Here is a 15,737-nt window from a genome sequence, read left to right as displayed (position 1 = left end):
CGTATCGATTATAATACGTGTCTCTTGTAACGATGAGATCTTTTCGCCAAAGCCTACTCCTTACGTTTCGGTTTGGAAGCTCCGAAGCCCATTCAATATTACATCCATACTGATTCGCACCAACCATCAGCTCTCTGAAATATCCGCAATATTTACTCTTCTTCATCAACGCTCACTTTTTTAAGTTGAACTCATTATATGATTTTATTTTTCTAAAAGTCAATACCTTTTTCCTAAAAAAAATTTTCTGTACATTCAATATTATATTGACAAAACAACCTATTTTTATGTAAATATAATAAATACTCTATTCATTTTATGTATCTGCAGTACGAAAATCTATTTTTTAATTTCCTATATACTCTCCAGGTTATAGTTGGAAATAGAGGGAATATAAGTTTAAAACACATAAAAACAAATAGATTATGATATATCACAAAAATAAAAAGCACCTCAAAAACGCTTACAATTCTGAAAATTCTTATTTGTATATAGATTTTTCAGAATTATCATGTTACATTATATTTATGCAATTCATCAAAAGAGAAGACTTAGAAAGGGGATTTACAAATGGATACGCAAATTTTAATTTCCATTTCGATCTACATGATCGGGATGCTCGTAATTGGCTATTTTGCCTACAAGCGAACATCCAACTTAACAGATTATATGCTTGGTGGTCGTACATTAGGTCCCGCAGTTACTGCATTAAGTGCAGGAGCTTCTGACATGAGTGGCTGGCTTTTAATGGGATTACCCGGTGCAATGTTTGCAACTGGACTGAGCAGCAGTTGGATTGCCATTGGATTAACTCTTGGCGCCTACGCAAACTGGTTATATGTCGCTCCTCGCTTACGTACCTACTCAGAACTTGCAAACAATTCTATTACAATTCCTGAATTTTTAGAACATCGTTTTCATGACAAATCTCATCTGTTACGTCTTGTTTCCGGGCTGGTTATTATGATTTTCTTTACTTTTTATGTATCTTCCGGACTCGTATCAGGTGCTGTTTTATTCCGCACTACATTTGGAATGGACTATCATACAGGTCTATTCATCGTCGCTGCTGTTGTTGTTGCCTATACATTATTTGGCGGCTTCTTAGCAGTAAGTTGGACAGACTTTGTACAAGGCATTATTATGGTTATCGCACTTATTCTTGTTCCTGTTGTTACAATTATGAATGTAAATGGGCTTGGGTCTGCATTTGATACAATTCAATCGATTGATCCAAAACTACTTGATATTTTTGAAGGAACTTCTATACTTGGCATTATTTCTTTATTCGCTTGGGGTCTTGGTTATGTTGGACAACCTCACATTATCGTTCGCTTTATGGCAATTTCATCTGTAAAAGAAATTAAAAGCGCTCGCCGCATCGGCATGAGCTGGATGATTTTCTCCATCATTGGTGCTATGTTTACAGGTCTGATTGGGATCGCGTACTTCTCACAAGAAGGTATGACATTAAAAGATCCTGAAACTGTATTTTTAAAACTTGGAGAAATTTTATTCCATCCACTTATTACAGGATTCCTGTTAGCAGCAATTTTAGCAGCGATTATGAGTACTATTTCATCACAGCTTCTTGTTACATCAAGTGCTGTAACTGAAGATTTATACCGTACATTCTTTAAGCGCTCCGCATCTGACCGCGAGCTTGTGTTTGTTGGAAGAATGGCCGTACTTGGTGTTGCACTTATTGGTATTGCTCTTGCCTTTAAACAAAACGATACAATTTTAGCACTTGTTGGCTATGCATGGGCTGGTTTCGGTTCTTCATTCGGTCCTGTTATATTACTTAGCTTATACTGGAAGCGCATGACGAAATGGGGCGCACTAGCTGGTATGATTGTCGGTGCAACGACAGTTATTTTTTGGACACAATCTGCATATTTAAAAGGATTTTTATACGAAATGATTCCTGGTTTTGCAGCAAGCTTAATCGCAATTATCATTGTAAGCTTATTAACGAAACCATCAAAAGAAGTACAGCAACAATTTGAAGAATTTGAACAAACGCAGTAAATAAAAAAAAAGCCGTAAATTTCTCCTAGGAGGTGCTTACGGCTTTCTTTATTGTTCGACAATTTTTTTCCTAAACTTAACAAATTCTTTATATTTCGTTAAATTCTCGCTAACACTACGTATATATAGTGGAATTAAAGAAACGAAATAGAAAGGAGAGAACAATACGATGACACCTTTACAATCCAAGCTTTCTTCTCGCATAGCTACTTCCTATGCAAAAATATATAAGACTCCTAACTATCATAGCTCCCTGCCCTCTTCTGTTACACCTGTTATAGGTATATACGTGAATTTAGAAAAGTTAAAAGTAAAAATTGGTCATACAGTAAGCGTTAGTGCTGCCGTTCTCCCTTTGCACGCCACAAACACAAAAATCACTTGGAAGAACATGCACCCTCATATCGCTTCTATGAAAGTTCAAGGAAATACCGCAACTGTAACTGGTAAACAAGCAGGGCAAGCAGTACTTATCGCTACAACAGCAGATAACGGTTTCCGTGATTTATGTATCGTTCACGTCCAACCTTATATGACAAAGCGTGATTAACTATAATGTTCCGTTTTTTGCGTATGCAGCGCCTTTCCCATTCCTTTTTGCTGTTGCATTAAGAAAATTGATACTCCAAGAAGTACGAGCATGCTTCCAATTACTTGCATCATATTTAATGTTTCTCCTAATAAGAAGAAAGCAAGAATCGTCGCTCCAACAGGTTCTCCTAAAATACTCATCGAGATTGTTGTCGCATTCACATAATTTAATAGCCAATTATGAATCATATTTGATAAAGTTGGCACTGTTGCAAGTAAGAAAAACATTGACCAATCCCATGAAGAATAACCGGTAAACGGAATACTTAATGCGATGTTATACACCGTTAAAAATAACGCTGCAAATGCAAACACCGTAAAGCTATAAATCCAGTGTGACACCTTTTTCACTGTCGTCTGTCCAATGAATAAATAGCCAACAACTGCAATCACACTGAAAAAGGACAAAATATCTCCAAAGAGCGCTTGCTCACTTAAGCCGATATCTCCCCAAGCAATAAAGGCTACTCCAAAAATCGCAACCCCCATTGTTAATATAGCAGTAACCGTTGTTCTTTCTTTAAACAGAAAAAAACCACCAATTAACGAAATAATTGGCTGAAGTGCTAAAATCATTGTAGAACTTGCTACAGTTGTGAACTTTAATGATGCAAACCAAAGAAGAAAATGAAGCGCTAAAAAGAATCCAGATCCAGCTAAAAACAACCAATCTTTCCTCTCAATCCACTTAAATTCCTCCCGCTTCATCCAAGCGACCGGAAGCAATAAAAGAACCGCAATCCATAAACGGTACATACTTAAAATAGATGACGGTGCTGATGATAATTTAACGAAAATAGCAGCAAACGAAATGGCAATAATAGAAATCGCTAACGGCAACGCAATCGATCTTTCCTGTTTCAAATGTTTCTACCTCCTGGTGCTATCATAATTATATTTATCGTAAACAAATTTACTTTGTTACATCAAAATGTATAAATACTTTGTATTATTTCAGAATAAGACCGCTAAAAGCCATAAGAATGTTTAATGCAGTATGCCAAATGATTGCAGGAACAATACTTCTAGATTGAACAGTAATCGCTCCGTAAAATATTCCTCCGATAGCAAAAGCAATGCACATCCCCCATGGAAAACCGAGTGAATAATGCTGTAATCCAAAGCCTAAGCTCGTTATCACAACTGCCCATTTTTCACCTAACTGTTCTGAAAATCGGCTCAAAAGGCTACCTCTCCAAATCAGTTCTTCAAATACAGCATTTGTAATTGAAAATATAATAGCTAATAACCATATTTCTTCAAAAAAAGAAGGGGTATTTCGAATGATAAATGGCATAAAGATAACAATGTTAACTACTAATGCGATTAACAGAAAAGCCTTAACACTTATTCGGTGAAAACCCGACCAAATGAACGGAAAATAAATAAATTCGTTCCACTTCGGCTTTTTCCAATATGTAATACACGGAAGCTTAAAAGCAAAAGAGAAAATGAACAAGGGAATCAAAATAAAAACTAGCGATGCCCGATTGAAAAATAAACGTAATTCCTCTAATTGAATTTGTATAATCCAATTAGAAGAGACATACAGATACACGAAAAATCCAATGCCAAATAAAACATTTGTGACGACAAACAATTTCATACTTTTATCAAAAATAACAAAAAGAAAAATAGCAACAGCTACCCATATAAGAATAAACAGATAATTGCTTAATTGTATCAAAATGATAAGTGTCACAAATAAAAATAAAGAAGCTATATTTCTAGTTAAGGTATTATCCATAACTCCCCCCTTTGAAAGAGTCGTTCTCAATTGTTTCACACAAGCCTTCATGTCTCTTATACAAAACAAGCTTCTCTCTCTCCATACATTCTATATTATACTTTTCTAGTAACACCCATGCCTCTCAGACAATACATGCTCTTCTCTCACTACCTACCTGTGTTTCAAACACGAGTGGTGGCACAAAAGGGCACCAACCATTACTACGCATGGCAGCTCCTCTCTACAACCGCAAAAACGAGGTTTTAAACTTTTTCGCTCTTTCCCCACCTCATTATATCCATTTTCCATCCCCTCCGAAATACTAATTTTTTAGATTCTTCACATTCTTATGGTAAGATACAATTGTAGTAATTTTTTATTATAGGAGAGATGGCAGAGATGAAACAAACAATGGGGAAATTAGAGGAGATTTCATTTTATAGTACAGCGCTGCAAGAAGATGTTCAGCTTCTTGTTTATTTACCAGCAAATTTCACACCGCTTCATAAGCATACGGTTGTTATCGCTCAAGACGGAAAAGACTATATACAATTTGGAAAAGCGCACCGCGTAGTTGAACAGTTACGTGAGACGGAAGAAATCGATCGTACCATTATCGTTGGTATTCCATATAAAAATCCAGCAGATCGTAAAGAAAAATATCATCCAAATGGCTCACAAAATGCAGCATACATTCGCTTCCTATCTCATGAGCTCGTTTCTTACTTAGATGAACAATACCCAACATATCAAATGGGTAAAGGTCGTGTATTAATTGGAGATTCGTTAGGTGGAACTGTCTCCCTTATGGCAGCACTTATGTATCCGCATACATTCGGCAAAGTCATTATGCAGTCACCGTTTGTAAACGAGGATGTATTAGAAAAAGTACGTTCATTTAAACAACCAGAAACACTTGATTTATATCATATTATCGGCACAGAAGAAACAGCTGTAAAAACAACAGATGGCAACATTTCTGATTTTGTTACGCCAAACCGTGAACTACATGCACTTTTAAATGAGAAAGGCTATTCTTGTTACTATGAGGAGTTTGAAGGAGACCATACGTGGAAATATTGGCAAAAAAATGTACCACATGCCTTCCAAACGATGTTATCTATGAAATAAATAAAGAAGTTTTCTGAATCATCTGATATAATGTAATGGGAAACTTGTTTCATACATGTATTCACGTTCACAAAGGGAGGAATTGAGACATGAAACTAGGTATTGTAATTTTTCCATCAAAAATGATTCAAGATAAAGCAAACGGACTGCGCAAGCGTTATGATCCGCACTATGCGTTAGTTCCCCCGCATATTACATTAAAGACACCATTTGAAGCGCCAGAAGAAAAATTGGAAACGATTGTGCAGGAACTACATACCATTGCAAGTAAAACAAACGGCTTTACATTGCACGTTGGAAAAGTAAGTTCATTTGCACCTGTAAATAATGTGCTATATTTTAAAGTAGAAAAAACACCTGAACTTACATTTTTGAATGAAGAAATGCATAAAGGTATTTTCACACAGGAGCGTGAGTACGCTTTCGTTCCGCATCTTACAATTGGACAAAAGCTGTCAGATGCAGAGCACGCTGACGTATTAGGGCGCTTACGTATGAAAGATTTTTATTATGAGCAACCGATTGATCGTTTCCATTTACTGTACCAATTAGAGAATGAAACATGGACAGTATACGAAACGTTCCATTTAGGAAAGGGGCAACAATAACTTGCACACTGAAGTCGTACAAAATGAAACACAACTAAACGATGCTTTTTTCGTTCGAAAACAAGTATTTGTAGACGAGCAACATGTATCGGCTGAAGAAGAATATGATCAATATGAAAAAGATGCCCAGCATGTCGTATTATACGATCAAGACATTCCTGTTGGGGCCGGTCGCTTTCGTATTGCCCAAGGCATTGGTAAGATGGAACGCATTTGTGTATTAACTTCTCACCGCAAAAAAGGCGCTGGGAAACTAATTATGGATGCTTTAGAAAGTGTCGCGAAAGAGCATTCTCTTTCAAAACTAAAGCTACATGCACAAACGCACGCTGAAAATTTTTATCATAAGCTTGGGTATGAAACAGTTTCCGATGTATTTATGGAAGCGGATATTCCTCATGTTGTTATGGTAAAATCCATATAAAAAAGCGCCAATGAAGGCGCTTTTTTATATTGGTTCAACTCACAATTAATGGCGGATAAAAATATTAATTGCATTTTCACTTTATAACTTTTGCTGTTTTAACGCTCCTACTAAGCTAGTAATTTGTGAAATATAAGAAAAAATTTCTGTTGAAAATATAAATTTCTCTTCTGCAAAACGATGTAAGTTCTCAATTTGTTTATCTTGCGCGATAAATTGAGTAGAAACTTCCTGCAATACAGTAGAAAATGCTCTCACCTCTTCATGAGTAAGCGCTGTTTTCTCTTCAATATATTGAATTTGCTTAGTTAATTGTTTTTCACACTTTGAAATTTCATTAAATATATGACTCGCTGTACTTGTAAGGATAATTGCTTGATTTAAATCTTCTACGCGGTGCTTCATATCACCTGATAATGTATGTACGGTTTCATCAATACGTTTTACTTTTTGATGAATTTCTCCTAGCGCCTGTTTACTTTGATCAGCCAGTTTTCGCACTTCATCTGCTACAACAGCAAATCCTTTTCCAAACTCTCCTGCTCTAGCCGCTTCAATAGAAGCATTCAGCGCCAATAAATTTGTCTGCTCAGCAATTTCTTCCATCGTATATGTAAAGGATGAAATTTCTTTAGCATCTGCATTTAGCTGCACAATTGTTGGTTCTAACTGATGAAACATCTCATTCGTATGCTGCATTTGCTTAACTAGTTTTCCAACACTGCTCTGTCCCTCTTCTACAGTCTTAATATTTTGTTTATTTTGAAGAGTGATCTCTTTCGTTACCTCTTGAACATTGTCTGTATATTGTACAATTTGGTCAATATTTTCAGTCGTTTTCTGCAATACTTGTATTTGTTCTTGTAAATCATCTTTCATATGAGATGCATATTCCATCATTTCACTATCTTTAAAAGAGTTTTTATGGCTTACTCCTTTTAATAATGTAACGAGTTCTTCCATTCCACCTATAATTTGATCCATTTCTTCTTTCGTTAACCGCTCTGCCTCTTCTATTACTTGTTGTTTACTTTCGTCATTCAGTTTCTTTTTAAATAGTTGTAATCCCAGCATATTATCCCCTCCTCTTTCCAAAGGCTAGCATTACTAACGTTTGATTTAACTGCTGTTTTCCAAGTTGTTCCCCGTAACTAGAAAATCCAGACAAATTCGGCACTTTACTTAAATGTGTATTTAAAAGTGGAATACTGCCTTCCAATTCAAACTGTAACTTACGTAAAATACAGTTCATCGCCAGTACACCTTCTATTTGCACCATCTCTTCTTCTAACTTATGAATACTCTCCTGCAATTTATCTACTGCTGATTCTACTTGTAATAACTCAACTGTTTCGTCCTGAAATACTTGGCAGTAAAACTGAATAGAGCCATCTGACATTACTTGAAATGGAGAAGCAATCCAAATATCGTTATGAATTCTACGACCAATCGGATTTTTCATAAAATAGTTTGATAAATTCGCAGGCGACACTCCAAGGAGGCGCGCATATTCACTACTAGCCGTTCTACCATTCATTTCATGTATAATACGCTTCTCCATATCAGCCTTCGTAATTTTCATCTTTTTCCCTGTGGAAGAAAAAATATTTTCCTTCTGAATAGCGATATGTAAATCTGTCTTTAGAAAAACGACAGCACCGCCTTGTGAAGAAACAACCCCATTACAAGATACAAATGTTTGTTCAAACTTTCCATCATCGCCAGCTGTACCACCGATAACAGGGAATTCGTCATATGTAAAAATAGAATTCACAACCGATAACATCTTCTCTTCTCCCATAACTAGACCATTTGGGAAGACAAGGGCAAGCTCCGATCCTCTTGCTGGCTTTCCATTACGGTTAATACCAATACTGTTTGCTGCTTCTATTAGCTTTTTCCTCGAAAAGATTGGGTATTTTACAATATCGTCCATTAGTACCGCTTTTGCTTTACATGTACCTTCATAAAATGCCATGACAGATAAGCTGTTATTAGCGAATCCTTTCGCATGAATCTCTCCTGTTGTTGAAACACCAACAATTTCACTATCTTTATATTCTTCATGAAATAACGCCGTTAACTGAGCGAAATCATATTTTGTACTCGAAAAAAACAAAATGAATGCAGGCTTCTTATTTAATTGATTACGAATGGATGAAAAAGCTTCTAACGAAGTATTGTGATTTGCATGTAATGAAGTGATTTTCGACATATCTTCCCTCATCTCTTTTCTCTCTAAAATGTAAAAACTTCCTTTTTTACATAATATTCTATTATAGAGATTAAATAAACTATTATTACGCTTTACTCTCACAAATATTTCATTTCCATTGCCTTTTCTCTTTTCTTCCGATAAAGTTATATTTTGATCCCAATAATTGAAGGTGAAGGTATGACGAAAAAGACATTTTCACAACAATCATTAACTCATTCTAGTACGCCACGTGCGACTTATCATATTCCAAAAACATCTACAGATCTCATTCAAGAGCATGATTCGGACGCCCTTTATTTTCGTGCGCTTGAAGAAAGAGGAATTTATTTAAATGAAAAGCAAGTACAAGCCGTTCGCCAAACAGAAGGTCCCGTTCTTACACTAGCTGGTGCTGGAAGTGGAAAAACATCTGTTTTAACGACACGTGTTGGCTATTTAGTGAATGTAAAAGGTGTTCACCCGCGCAATATTTTACTATTAACTTTCACTCAAAAAGCAGCAGAAGAAATAAGAAGCCGCGTTGCAACGTTACCTGGTATGACAGCTACTGCAAGTCAATATGTCGTTGCCGGTACGTTTCACTCTGTTTTCTTAAAATTGCTTCGTAGCCAAGGATATAATCAACAAATTTTATCAAACGAAAAACATAAACAAGTCATCATCAAGAAAATTTTAAAAGAATTACGATTAAAAGATGACTATGATGCAGAAACAATACTAGCAATGATTTCTCTTGAAAAAAACAAACTGAATCGCCCCAAAGATGTAAAAGCGAAAACGCCTGTTGAACGTGAATTTCAAGAAGTATATACACGTTACGAAGAAGTAAAACAACAAAATAACTATATCGATTTTGATGACATTTTATTAGAAACGTTTTACATGCTAGAAAATAACGCACCATTGCTATTGCAGTTACAAAATCGATTTCATTACATCGAAGTTGATGAGTTTCAAGATACGTCGTATGCACAGTATGAAATTGTCAAACTATTAGCGACGCCGCGAAATAATTTATTCATCGCTGGTGATGATGATCAAGCAATCTACGGATGGCGCGGGGCAAGTCATCAAATTATTCTTTCATTCCCAAAAGAATTTGAGAATACAACGATTATTTCACTCGACACAAATTATCGCTCAAATCCATATATCGTTGGACTTGGTAATGAAGTCATTAAATTAAACCGAGAGCGATTCGAAAAAGAATTATATACAGTGCGCGAAGAAGGCGTGAAACCTTTTTATATAAGACCTGATACAACACTCGAAGAGGCAAATCATATTTTAGAACTTATTCAACAAAAAGTTGAAAGCGGAGAGCGAAAGTACCGTGATTTTTGTTTACTCTACCGTACTCATGCCGTGAGTCGTTCACTACTTGATCAACTCACAATTCATGAAGTACCGTTTATTAAATACGGGGCAAGTCAGTCTTTCTATGAACATTCTCTTATTAGACCTGTACTTGACCATTTAAAACTCATCGTAGAACCATTTAACTTAGAAGCATTGTCTAGCATTTTACCAACGATGTATATTGGCCGTGATGCATGTATTTCTTTCATTGAACGAGAGCAATGGAAATATGGTGAAGGACGTTTCCCTTCTTTACTTCATTTCTTATTACTAAATCCACACTTAAAACCGTTTCAAGTGAAAAAAGTAAATGAATGTATCGATTTCCTAAAATTTTTGAGAGAGCTTGAACCGAAAAAAGCGCTAAAAGAGATTATTAAAGGAAAGGGTAAATATATCGAGTACTTACAAAGTAATGAACGCTCATCCTTTACAATGCAAAAAGAAATACAAGAAGAGATGTTAGAAGAGCTTATCGAATCTGCGACCCGTTTCACAAGTATTCCAGCATATTTAGAATTTGTCACAGCAGCTGTGCAAAACCAAAAGGAAATGGAAGCATTAAAAACAAACAAGCAGCAAGATGCAATCTCACTCATGTCGATTCATAACGCAAAAGGACTTGAGTTTCCATGTGTCTGCCTTCTTGGCGCAAGCGATGGGATACTTCCGCACTCTTCTGCCTTACAAGAAGCGAAAGATCGTGTTACGGACTCATTAGAGGCATTAGAAGAAGAACGAAGACTTCTATACGTTGCGATTACTCGTGCGAAAGAAGAATTATACATTTCATCACCACAATTTTTCCGCGGGAAGAAATTAGATGTCTCTAGGTTTTTATTTTTAACAAGAAATGATGTAAAAACATCTAAAGTGAAGCTGTAGTTGTGGAAAAATAAAGTGAAACTTCACTCAGTGGGGCTTTTCTTCATCCCTACTGAGTGTTAATTTTACCTATTCCTCTTCTTACTCCATGTTAATGTGGGAATCAAATGATCTATCCCAAAATTAATCACGTCGTTTCCAGTTAAAACCATCTAAAGCGAATAGCAAAAGAAGGCTTACTCCTATTTGAATAGCGTAATATCCCCCCTAATATATTCATATTCTAAGAGTATATAAGAACGTGGAATAAGGGGTGAATACAATGAATGAACATTTCAACGACGAAAATCATCCGCATTTAAATTTTCACTGTGTATGTAGTGTTGTTCGCTTTATACATGAACTGCAAGAGTCTGCATCTGCTACATGCCAAGCCGGCTGTGATGTTCCATTCTTAGGTGCACATTATGAAGCGAACGCAGCAAATACACGCCCTTTTATTTTATATACAAAATCCGGAAAGCCATTTGAAGCATATGTTCCTTCATCAAATATGACAAACTGCTTATCACCAATCTTCCGAGTAGAAAGCATTGATAATGACTGTTATGCTGTATTACGTGCATTAACTGTATATGTAGACGGTGAACCTTCCGATGCCAATCCTATTAATACGTATTTAAGTTTACCGCATACAGCATTACACTCTACCTCTTCTTGCGTCATTGTTGATTTAAATTCTTTTTCTGGCATTCAATGTTTACGGGACACATATGTTGCTAATTATTAAATCTACTTTTTCCGAAAAAATACTCGTAATAGTCTATTTGAAATTTCTTCACTACCACATTTCTGAAATGGGTAGTTGTCCTCAATGTTGTAATGTTATCAATGAACTTTAAAAAATGGTTTCGGCATAGCACCGAAACCATTTTCTATATTTCTACAAATTCTGTTATTACATCACGTACTTTATCCCGCTATTTGCGGGCTAACAATCAGTTGGGGATGGAGACCCCCGCTGATTGAAGTTTCACTTTATAGAGATTCTGTACCGAACTATGAACAGTCTCCTTTTTCTATCTTTGTTTCTTTTGATTTGAATTATTCTTCTTACCACCGCAATTGCAACCCTTCTTCTTTACATATCCTTGCTGTTGTAAGTTTTGCTGTTGCGCTTGATATTGATTCCATTGTTGAGCCGACTGTAAATTTTGATACTGGCGTTTCATATAAACATCTCCTCTACTATACAATCTCAACCAATTTAGTATATGAACAACCCTTCTGCCCTGTTCCCCTATTTTATTACCTATATGCAGAAAAAATCATTTCCAATACTCTAAAAAAGGAAGGGACTATACAAACTAAATGCCCGTAGAGCACCGAGGAATGCAGCTACCCTTAAAAGGAGGATGAAAAAGCACTATGGAAGCTTCACCTTCATTCTTCTATAAACCGGCTTAAAATCGTCTCAATTATTGCTGCAACACCAGCAATAGCTAATATATATATAAATGGCTCTGCAATTCGAGGGATCCAGTAATATAAAAGAAGTAAAAATGCACTTATCCATACACCTGTACACCAATAGCAACTCAACAATTCACCGATCCACTTTTGTAACCCACGCCCTTTTGCTTTTGTGTATGTGGATACTGTGCCATCTGGCTCGGTAATTTGTAATTCTTCAATAAATGGTGCACGTAAAAAGGATGTAATTTTATCATAAACAATAAGACGTGTTAACCGAAACGTTGCACAAGCAAACACAACAAATAATAACCAGCTATTGATTAGCATTCTTCCACCCATCTCTCCTTTACATCCATTCTTGCCTATTTGTAAAAAAAAGCTTAAGAGCAGTAACCGATTTATCTCCTCTGTAATATCCTACTAATGTAAATCAAACTTAATGATAAGGAGTGAAATCGATGACTTGTAATGATAACGGCCACTCATCGTCCAATTGCGTATGTGAAGTTGTGAGGTTCATTAATGAACTACAAGATTCTATTACGGACAATTGTTTAACTGGTTGTGACACGCCATTCCTCGGCGGAAACTGCAATACACCATTTGCAAATACTCGTCCATTTGTAGTATTTGATAAAAGCGGTGACTTATTTGTCCCTGCCAGCTGCTACTCTGTACCAGGCCTAAGTGTTCCTCTTCCGTCACCATTACTACGTGTTGAAAGTGCAGATGACTGCTGCGCGGTATTACGCTCGTTAATACCTGATGTCTCTTGTTTAACTCCTGAAGACATCGAATTACTAGCAGCTAGTGTAAACCCTGTTCTAGGTACAGCGAATGTAATTGATGTAGTATCTAGATTATTAGTCTGCCAATATTCAAATGGTATCACAAGAGCTGATGGTGCTTCAGTGCTACAAATTCCTTTAAAAGCTTCTCAATTCTGTATCACAGTAGACTTAAGTTACTACAGCTCGATCCAATGCTTACGCGACGCTCACGTTCGTGGAGTATAATAATTGTAAATACAAAAAACTATTAAGGTGGTAGATTCGTCTACCACCTTTTCATATACTTAAAAAGCTAGCATCTGAATCGAAAGAATATCCTCCATCCTCACTCTCATTTCTCTAGGCATTAAACGTTGTAAATTCCCCCTCTTTGGCAACTCAATTAATACATACCCGGACTCATATTTAACTACAAATCCAACAAGTGTATCATGCTTTGTCTTCACCCGGCAGCGAATTGATTTAATATAATGGGGACGATCAATTAAAAAAATGATCTTTTCTTCATTCGTCATATCTTTAAATGGCTTATTGCGATGTAGTTGTGAAATCGGGACTTTTTCTGGTTGACCTACATTTTTTATTTCCTTTTCTTTTGTTTCCTCTATTTCATCTAATACCTTGGTTTCCTTTAGTGCTTCCTCTTCCTTCATTTCAGCATTTACTTCTTCTAACACTTCTGCCTCTTCTACTTCAGCATTCTCTTCCTCTAACTCCTCTGCTTCTGTTATTTCAGCCTTCTCCCCCTCTAGCCTCTCTGCTTCCTTTATTTTGGCCTTGATTTCCTCGAATATCTCTGCCTCTGCTATTTCAGCATTTACTTCCTCTAACTCCTCTGCTTCTTCTATTTCAGCATTTACTTCCTCTAATTCCTCTGCTTCTTCTATTTCAGCATTTACTTCCTCTAACACTTCTGCCTCTTCTGTTTCAGTATTTACTTCCTCTAACTCCTCTGCTTCTTCTATTTCAGCGTTTACTTCCTCTAACTCCTCTACCTCTTCTGTTTCAGCATTTACTTCCTCTAGCTCCTCTGCCTCTTCTGTTTCAGCATTTACTTCCTCTAACTCCTCTACTTCTGCTATTTCAGCGTTTACTCCCTCTAACACTTCTGCCTCTGCCATTTCAATATTTACTTCCCCTAATACCTCTGCTTCCTTTATTTCTTGTTCTTGAACCGGTACTACTTTCGTCCCTCTCCCCTCAACCCTTATATTCCCTTTTTTCGAGTACTCATAATTTTTAGTTGTATTTGCTGTCTGCTTTATCTCTTTCTTCGATTTTTCCAACGAATCATGCTCTGATTGTGGTTTTGCAACAAACGTTTTTTGTATATGGGTACCCTGAAAATTTTGTCCTGCTGTATATATTGTCGGAGATGGATTGTTGTTTTTACGCCTACCCTTCACCGCTGATCCCTCCTACATGTAAAGCATCGCTCTGTTATATGTATATTCACGAGTGAACCGAACTTGCATGTAATTTTAAACAATATGCCTAAGCAAAAAAATTTGTAAATTCAATGAAAACCTATCACACATCTCTATTCCCTAGCAAAAATACCTATCATTCAATAGAACACTCTATCGCATCACTAGGTTTCTATCACAACAGCTTATTTTCTCTTAAAAATACACTTTTGTCCTGTCGCCAACCTTATCCCAAGTGCATTTACTATATTAGATAACAGATAGGGGGTGAAAGAAAATGTCATATCCACAATCATTTTCATTTGCGTGTCCATGTCCAACACCGTGGGCGCCACCAGCTAAGAAAGAAGAGCATAAAGGCTGTAATTGTCAATGTAAAAGTAGTTGTAAGGACTGCTGTGATGTTTGCTTAAAAGAAAAATGCTGTGATGAAGCAGCTGTTCACCTTGCAAGTGCTTTATCGCTAAGCCTAGGTACAGGGTCAGTAGTACCTTTACAGACAGTTGCACAATCACCAGATGGAATTAGAGTTATTTCACCAGGCATCGTACAAGTTGAAGAATGTGGAAAATATTTAGTCGGCTTATTTGTAACTGTATCAGTAGGCGTAATATCTCCACTGGAATTAGTTCTTGAAAGATGTGATGGATCTATCCGTGTACTTCATATTGTATCGACTCTTCTAGTTGTAGGATTAGCTGATACTTTCTCTGCAATCCTTTGCTTAGAGCCAAGTGATAGACTATATTTACGTAATCCATCAATAGCAACCGTGCAAGCTGGAGTATCTCTTTCTGTTGCAAAACTTTGCTGTGACTAAACTGAGATAGATTAATTCACTAATTAGATTACAAAAAAGAGCTGTTTCATAAGTCAATGAAACAGCCCTTTTTGTAATAAAAATTGATAGGATTTCAAAATAGCAAGCTCTATAAATTAAAATGCTTGCAAAACTAAACAAAGAACTAAAGTCAAGTGGACTTTAACTAATACATTTGAAGAGAATCTACTATGATAAAAAGTAAAAGAGACAAAAGAAAATTTTCAGCAGATTTTAAGCAACAAATGATTCAACTATATCAATTTAAAAAACCCAAGAAATGCATTGTTAAAGCATAGGGGTTAAT

At 36.2% G+C, this 15,737-nt stretch carries 16 protein-coding genes and 1 other annotated feature (1 of these 17 only partly in view); of the genes, 9 read left to right on the top strand and 7 right to left on the bottom strand.

Annotated elements, in window-relative coordinates; genetic code table 11:
- Positions 1-178: a binding site (T-box leader), on the bottom strand (it extends 60 nt beyond the left edge of the window).
- Positions 179-615: 437 nt separating this feature from the next.
- Together putP and BAMA_RS07040 are read left to right on the top strand one after the other, a co-directional pair.
- Positions 616-2,031 carry a sodium/proline symporter PutP gene (putP, locus tag BAMA_RS07045; RefSeq protein ID WP_415782872.1) on the top strand — a complete coding sequence of 472 codons (1,416 nt, stop codon included), beginning with the start codon at positions 616-618 and terminating at the stop codon, positions 2,029-2,031.
- Positions 2,032-2,200: 169 nt separating this feature from the next.
- Entirely contained in the window at positions 2,201-2,581 is a 381-nt protein-coding gene (locus tag BAMA_RS07040) for an Ig-like domain-containing protein (RefSeq protein ID WP_034637628.1), read from the top strand.
- On the opposite strand, the gene BAMA_RS07035 is transcribed toward BAMA_RS07040, so the two are convergent.
- Complete coding sequence (locus BAMA_RS07035; RefSeq protein WP_034637625.1) at positions 2,578-3,486, bottom strand: DMT family transporter; 909 nt, start codon at positions 3,484-3,486, stop codon at positions 2,578-2,580. The two genes, BAMA_RS07040 and BAMA_RS07035, sit on opposite strands and share 4 nt — an antisense overlap.
- A gap of 85 nt (positions 3,487-3,571) precedes the next feature.
- Positions 3,572-4,369: a CPBP family intramembrane glutamic endopeptidase gene (locus BAMA_RS07030; RefSeq protein WP_034637623.1), complete on the bottom strand. Its 798-nt coding sequence runs from the start codon at positions 4,367-4,369 to the stop codon at positions 3,572-3,574.
- Positions 4,370-4,750: 381 nt separating this feature from the next.
- Between BAMA_RS07030 and BAMA_RS07025 the strand changes: the two genes are divergently transcribed.
- From BAMA_RS07025 to BAMA_RS07015, 3 genes are all read left to right on the top strand, one after another.
- Positions 4,751-5,482, top strand: a complete 732-nt coding sequence (locus tag BAMA_RS07025) for an alpha/beta hydrolase (RefSeq protein ID WP_034637621.1) — start codon at positions 4,751-4,753, stop codon at positions 5,480-5,482.
- 89 nt (positions 5,483-5,571) lie between these two features.
- Positions 5,572-6,090, top strand: coding sequence for a YjcG family protein (locus tag BAMA_RS07020; RefSeq protein WP_034637619.1), 519 nt, complete (start codon positions 5,572-5,574; stop codon positions 6,088-6,090).
- 1 nt (position 6,091) lies between these two features.
- Positions 6,092-6,514: a GNAT family N-acetyltransferase gene (locus BAMA_RS07015; protein WP_034637617.1), complete on the top strand. Its 423-nt coding sequence runs from the start codon at positions 6,092-6,094 to the stop codon at positions 6,512-6,514.
- Positions 6,515-6,595: 81 nt separating this feature from the next.
- On the opposite strand, the gene BAMA_RS25610 is transcribed toward BAMA_RS07015, so the two are convergent.
- Together BAMA_RS25610 and BAMA_RS07005 are read right to left on the bottom strand one after the other, a co-directional pair.
- Positions 6,596-7,195, bottom strand: coding sequence for a methyl-accepting chemotaxis protein (locus BAMA_RS25610; RefSeq protein ID WP_415782871.1), 600 nt, complete (start codon positions 7,193-7,195; stop codon positions 6,596-6,598).
- Positions 7,196-7,589: 394 nt separating this feature from the next.
- Entirely contained in the window at positions 7,590-8,729 is a 1,140-nt protein-coding gene (locus BAMA_RS07005; RefSeq protein WP_034637612.1) for an FIST signal transduction protein, read from the bottom strand.
- 180 nt (positions 8,730-8,909) lie between these two features.
- On the opposite strand from BAMA_RS07005, the gene BAMA_RS07000 reads away from it, so the two are divergent.
- On the top strand, positions 8,910-10,976 hold the full coding sequence (locus BAMA_RS07000) for an ATP-dependent helicase (protein ID WP_034637609.1): 2,067 nt from the start codon (positions 8,910-8,912) through the stop codon (positions 10,974-10,976).
- A 262-nt stretch (positions 10,977-11,238) separates the two neighbouring features.
- Complete coding sequence (locus BAMA_RS06995; RefSeq protein WP_034637607.1) at positions 11,239-11,706, top strand: CotY/CotZ family spore coat protein; 468 nt, start codon at positions 11,239-11,241, stop codon at positions 11,704-11,706.
- Between the two features lie 289 nt (positions 11,707-11,995).
- On the opposite strand, the gene BAMA_RS24435 is transcribed toward BAMA_RS06995, so the two are convergent.
- Together BAMA_RS24435 and BAMA_RS06985 are read right to left on the bottom strand one after the other, a co-directional pair.
- On the bottom strand, positions 11,996-12,148 hold the full coding sequence (locus tag BAMA_RS24435) for a cytochrome C oxidase subunit III (protein WP_157405963.1): 153 nt from the start codon (positions 12,146-12,148) through the stop codon (positions 11,996-11,998).
- Between the two features lie 211 nt (positions 12,149-12,359).
- On the bottom strand, positions 12,360-12,719 hold the full coding sequence (locus BAMA_RS06985; RefSeq protein WP_034637860.1) for a DUF1360 domain-containing protein: 360 nt from the start codon (positions 12,717-12,719) through the stop codon (positions 12,360-12,362).
- A gap of 131 nt (positions 12,720-12,850) precedes the next feature.
- On the opposite strand from BAMA_RS06985, the gene BAMA_RS06980 reads away from it, so the two are divergent.
- The gene (locus tag BAMA_RS06980) at positions 12,851-13,408 is read left to right on the top strand and encodes a CotY/CotZ family spore coat protein (protein WP_034637604.1); all 558 of its coding nucleotides are present in this window, start codon (positions 12,851-12,853) and stop codon (positions 13,406-13,408) included.
- Between the two features lie 59 nt (positions 13,409-13,467).
- On the opposite strand, the gene BAMA_RS06975 is transcribed toward BAMA_RS06980, so the two are convergent.
- Entirely contained in the window at positions 13,468-14,589 is a 1,122-nt protein-coding gene (locus tag BAMA_RS06975) for a CotO family spore coat protein (protein ID WP_034637601.1), read from the bottom strand.
- A gap of 298 nt (positions 14,590-14,887) precedes the next feature.
- On the opposite strand from BAMA_RS06975, the gene BAMA_RS06970 reads away from it, so the two are divergent.
- A complete protein-coding gene (locus BAMA_RS06970; protein ID WP_034637598.1) occupies positions 14,888-15,430 on the top strand; it encodes a hypothetical protein in 543 nt (180 codons plus the stop codon).
- Positions 15,431-15,737: the final 307 nt, after the last annotated feature.

It is taken from the genome of Bacillus manliponensis (genome assembly GCF_000712595.1).
Taxonomy (GTDB): domain Bacteria; phylum Bacillota; class Bacilli; order Bacillales; family Bacillaceae_G; genus Bacillus_A; species Bacillus_A manliponensis.
This window is presented reverse-complemented; position numbering and strand designations above follow the sequence as displayed.

What these genes read in the sequence shown, in the direction of transcription:
- putP (WP_415782872.1), top strand. Translation starts at nt 616, where the DNA reads ATGCTCGTAATTGGCTATTTTGCCTACAAGCGAACATCCAACTTAACA.
- BAMA_RS07040 (WP_034637628.1), top strand. Translation starts at nt 2,201, where the DNA reads ATGACACCTTTACAATCCAAGCTTTCTTCTCGCATAGCTACTTCCTAT.
- BAMA_RS07030 (WP_034637623.1), bottom strand. Translation starts at nt 4,369, where the DNA reads ATGGATAATACCTTAACTAGAAATATAGCTTCTTTATTTTTATTTGTG.
- BAMA_RS07025 (WP_034637621.1), top strand. Translation starts at nt 4,751, where the DNA reads ATGAAACAAACAATGGGGAAATTAGAGGAGATTTCATTTTATAGTACA.
- BAMA_RS07020 (WP_034637619.1), top strand. Translation starts at nt 5,572, where the DNA reads ATGAAACTAGGTATTGTAATTTTTCCATCAAAAATGATTCAAGATAAA.
- BAMA_RS25610 (WP_415782871.1), bottom strand. Translation starts at nt 7,195, where the DNA reads ATGTTTCATCAGTTAGAACCAACAATTGTGCAGCTAAATGCAGATGCT.
- BAMA_RS07005 (WP_034637612.1), bottom strand. Translation starts at nt 8,729, where the DNA reads ATGTCGAAAATCACTTCATTACATGCAAATCACAATACTTCGTTAGAA.
- BAMA_RS07000 (WP_034637609.1), top strand. Translation starts at nt 8,910, where the DNA reads ATGACGAAAAAGACATTTTCACAACAATCATTAACTCATTCTAGTACG.
- BAMA_RS06995 (WP_034637607.1), top strand. Translation starts at nt 11,239, where the DNA reads ATGAATGAACATTTCAACGACGAAAATCATCCGCATTTAAATTTTCAC.
- BAMA_RS24435 (WP_157405963.1), bottom strand. Translation starts at nt 12,148, where the DNA reads ATGAAACGCCAGTATCAAAATTTACAGTCGGCTCAACAATGGAATCAA.
- BAMA_RS06985 (WP_034637860.1), bottom strand. Translation starts at nt 12,719, where the DNA reads ATGCTAATCAATAGCTGGTTATTATTTGTTGTGTTTGCTTGTGCAACG.
- BAMA_RS06980 (WP_034637604.1), top strand. Translation starts at nt 12,851, where the DNA reads ATGACTTGTAATGATAACGGCCACTCATCGTCCAATTGCGTATGTGAA.
- BAMA_RS06970 (WP_034637598.1), top strand. Translation starts at nt 14,888, where the DNA reads ATGTCATATCCACAATCATTTTCATTTGCGTGTCCATGTCCAACACCG.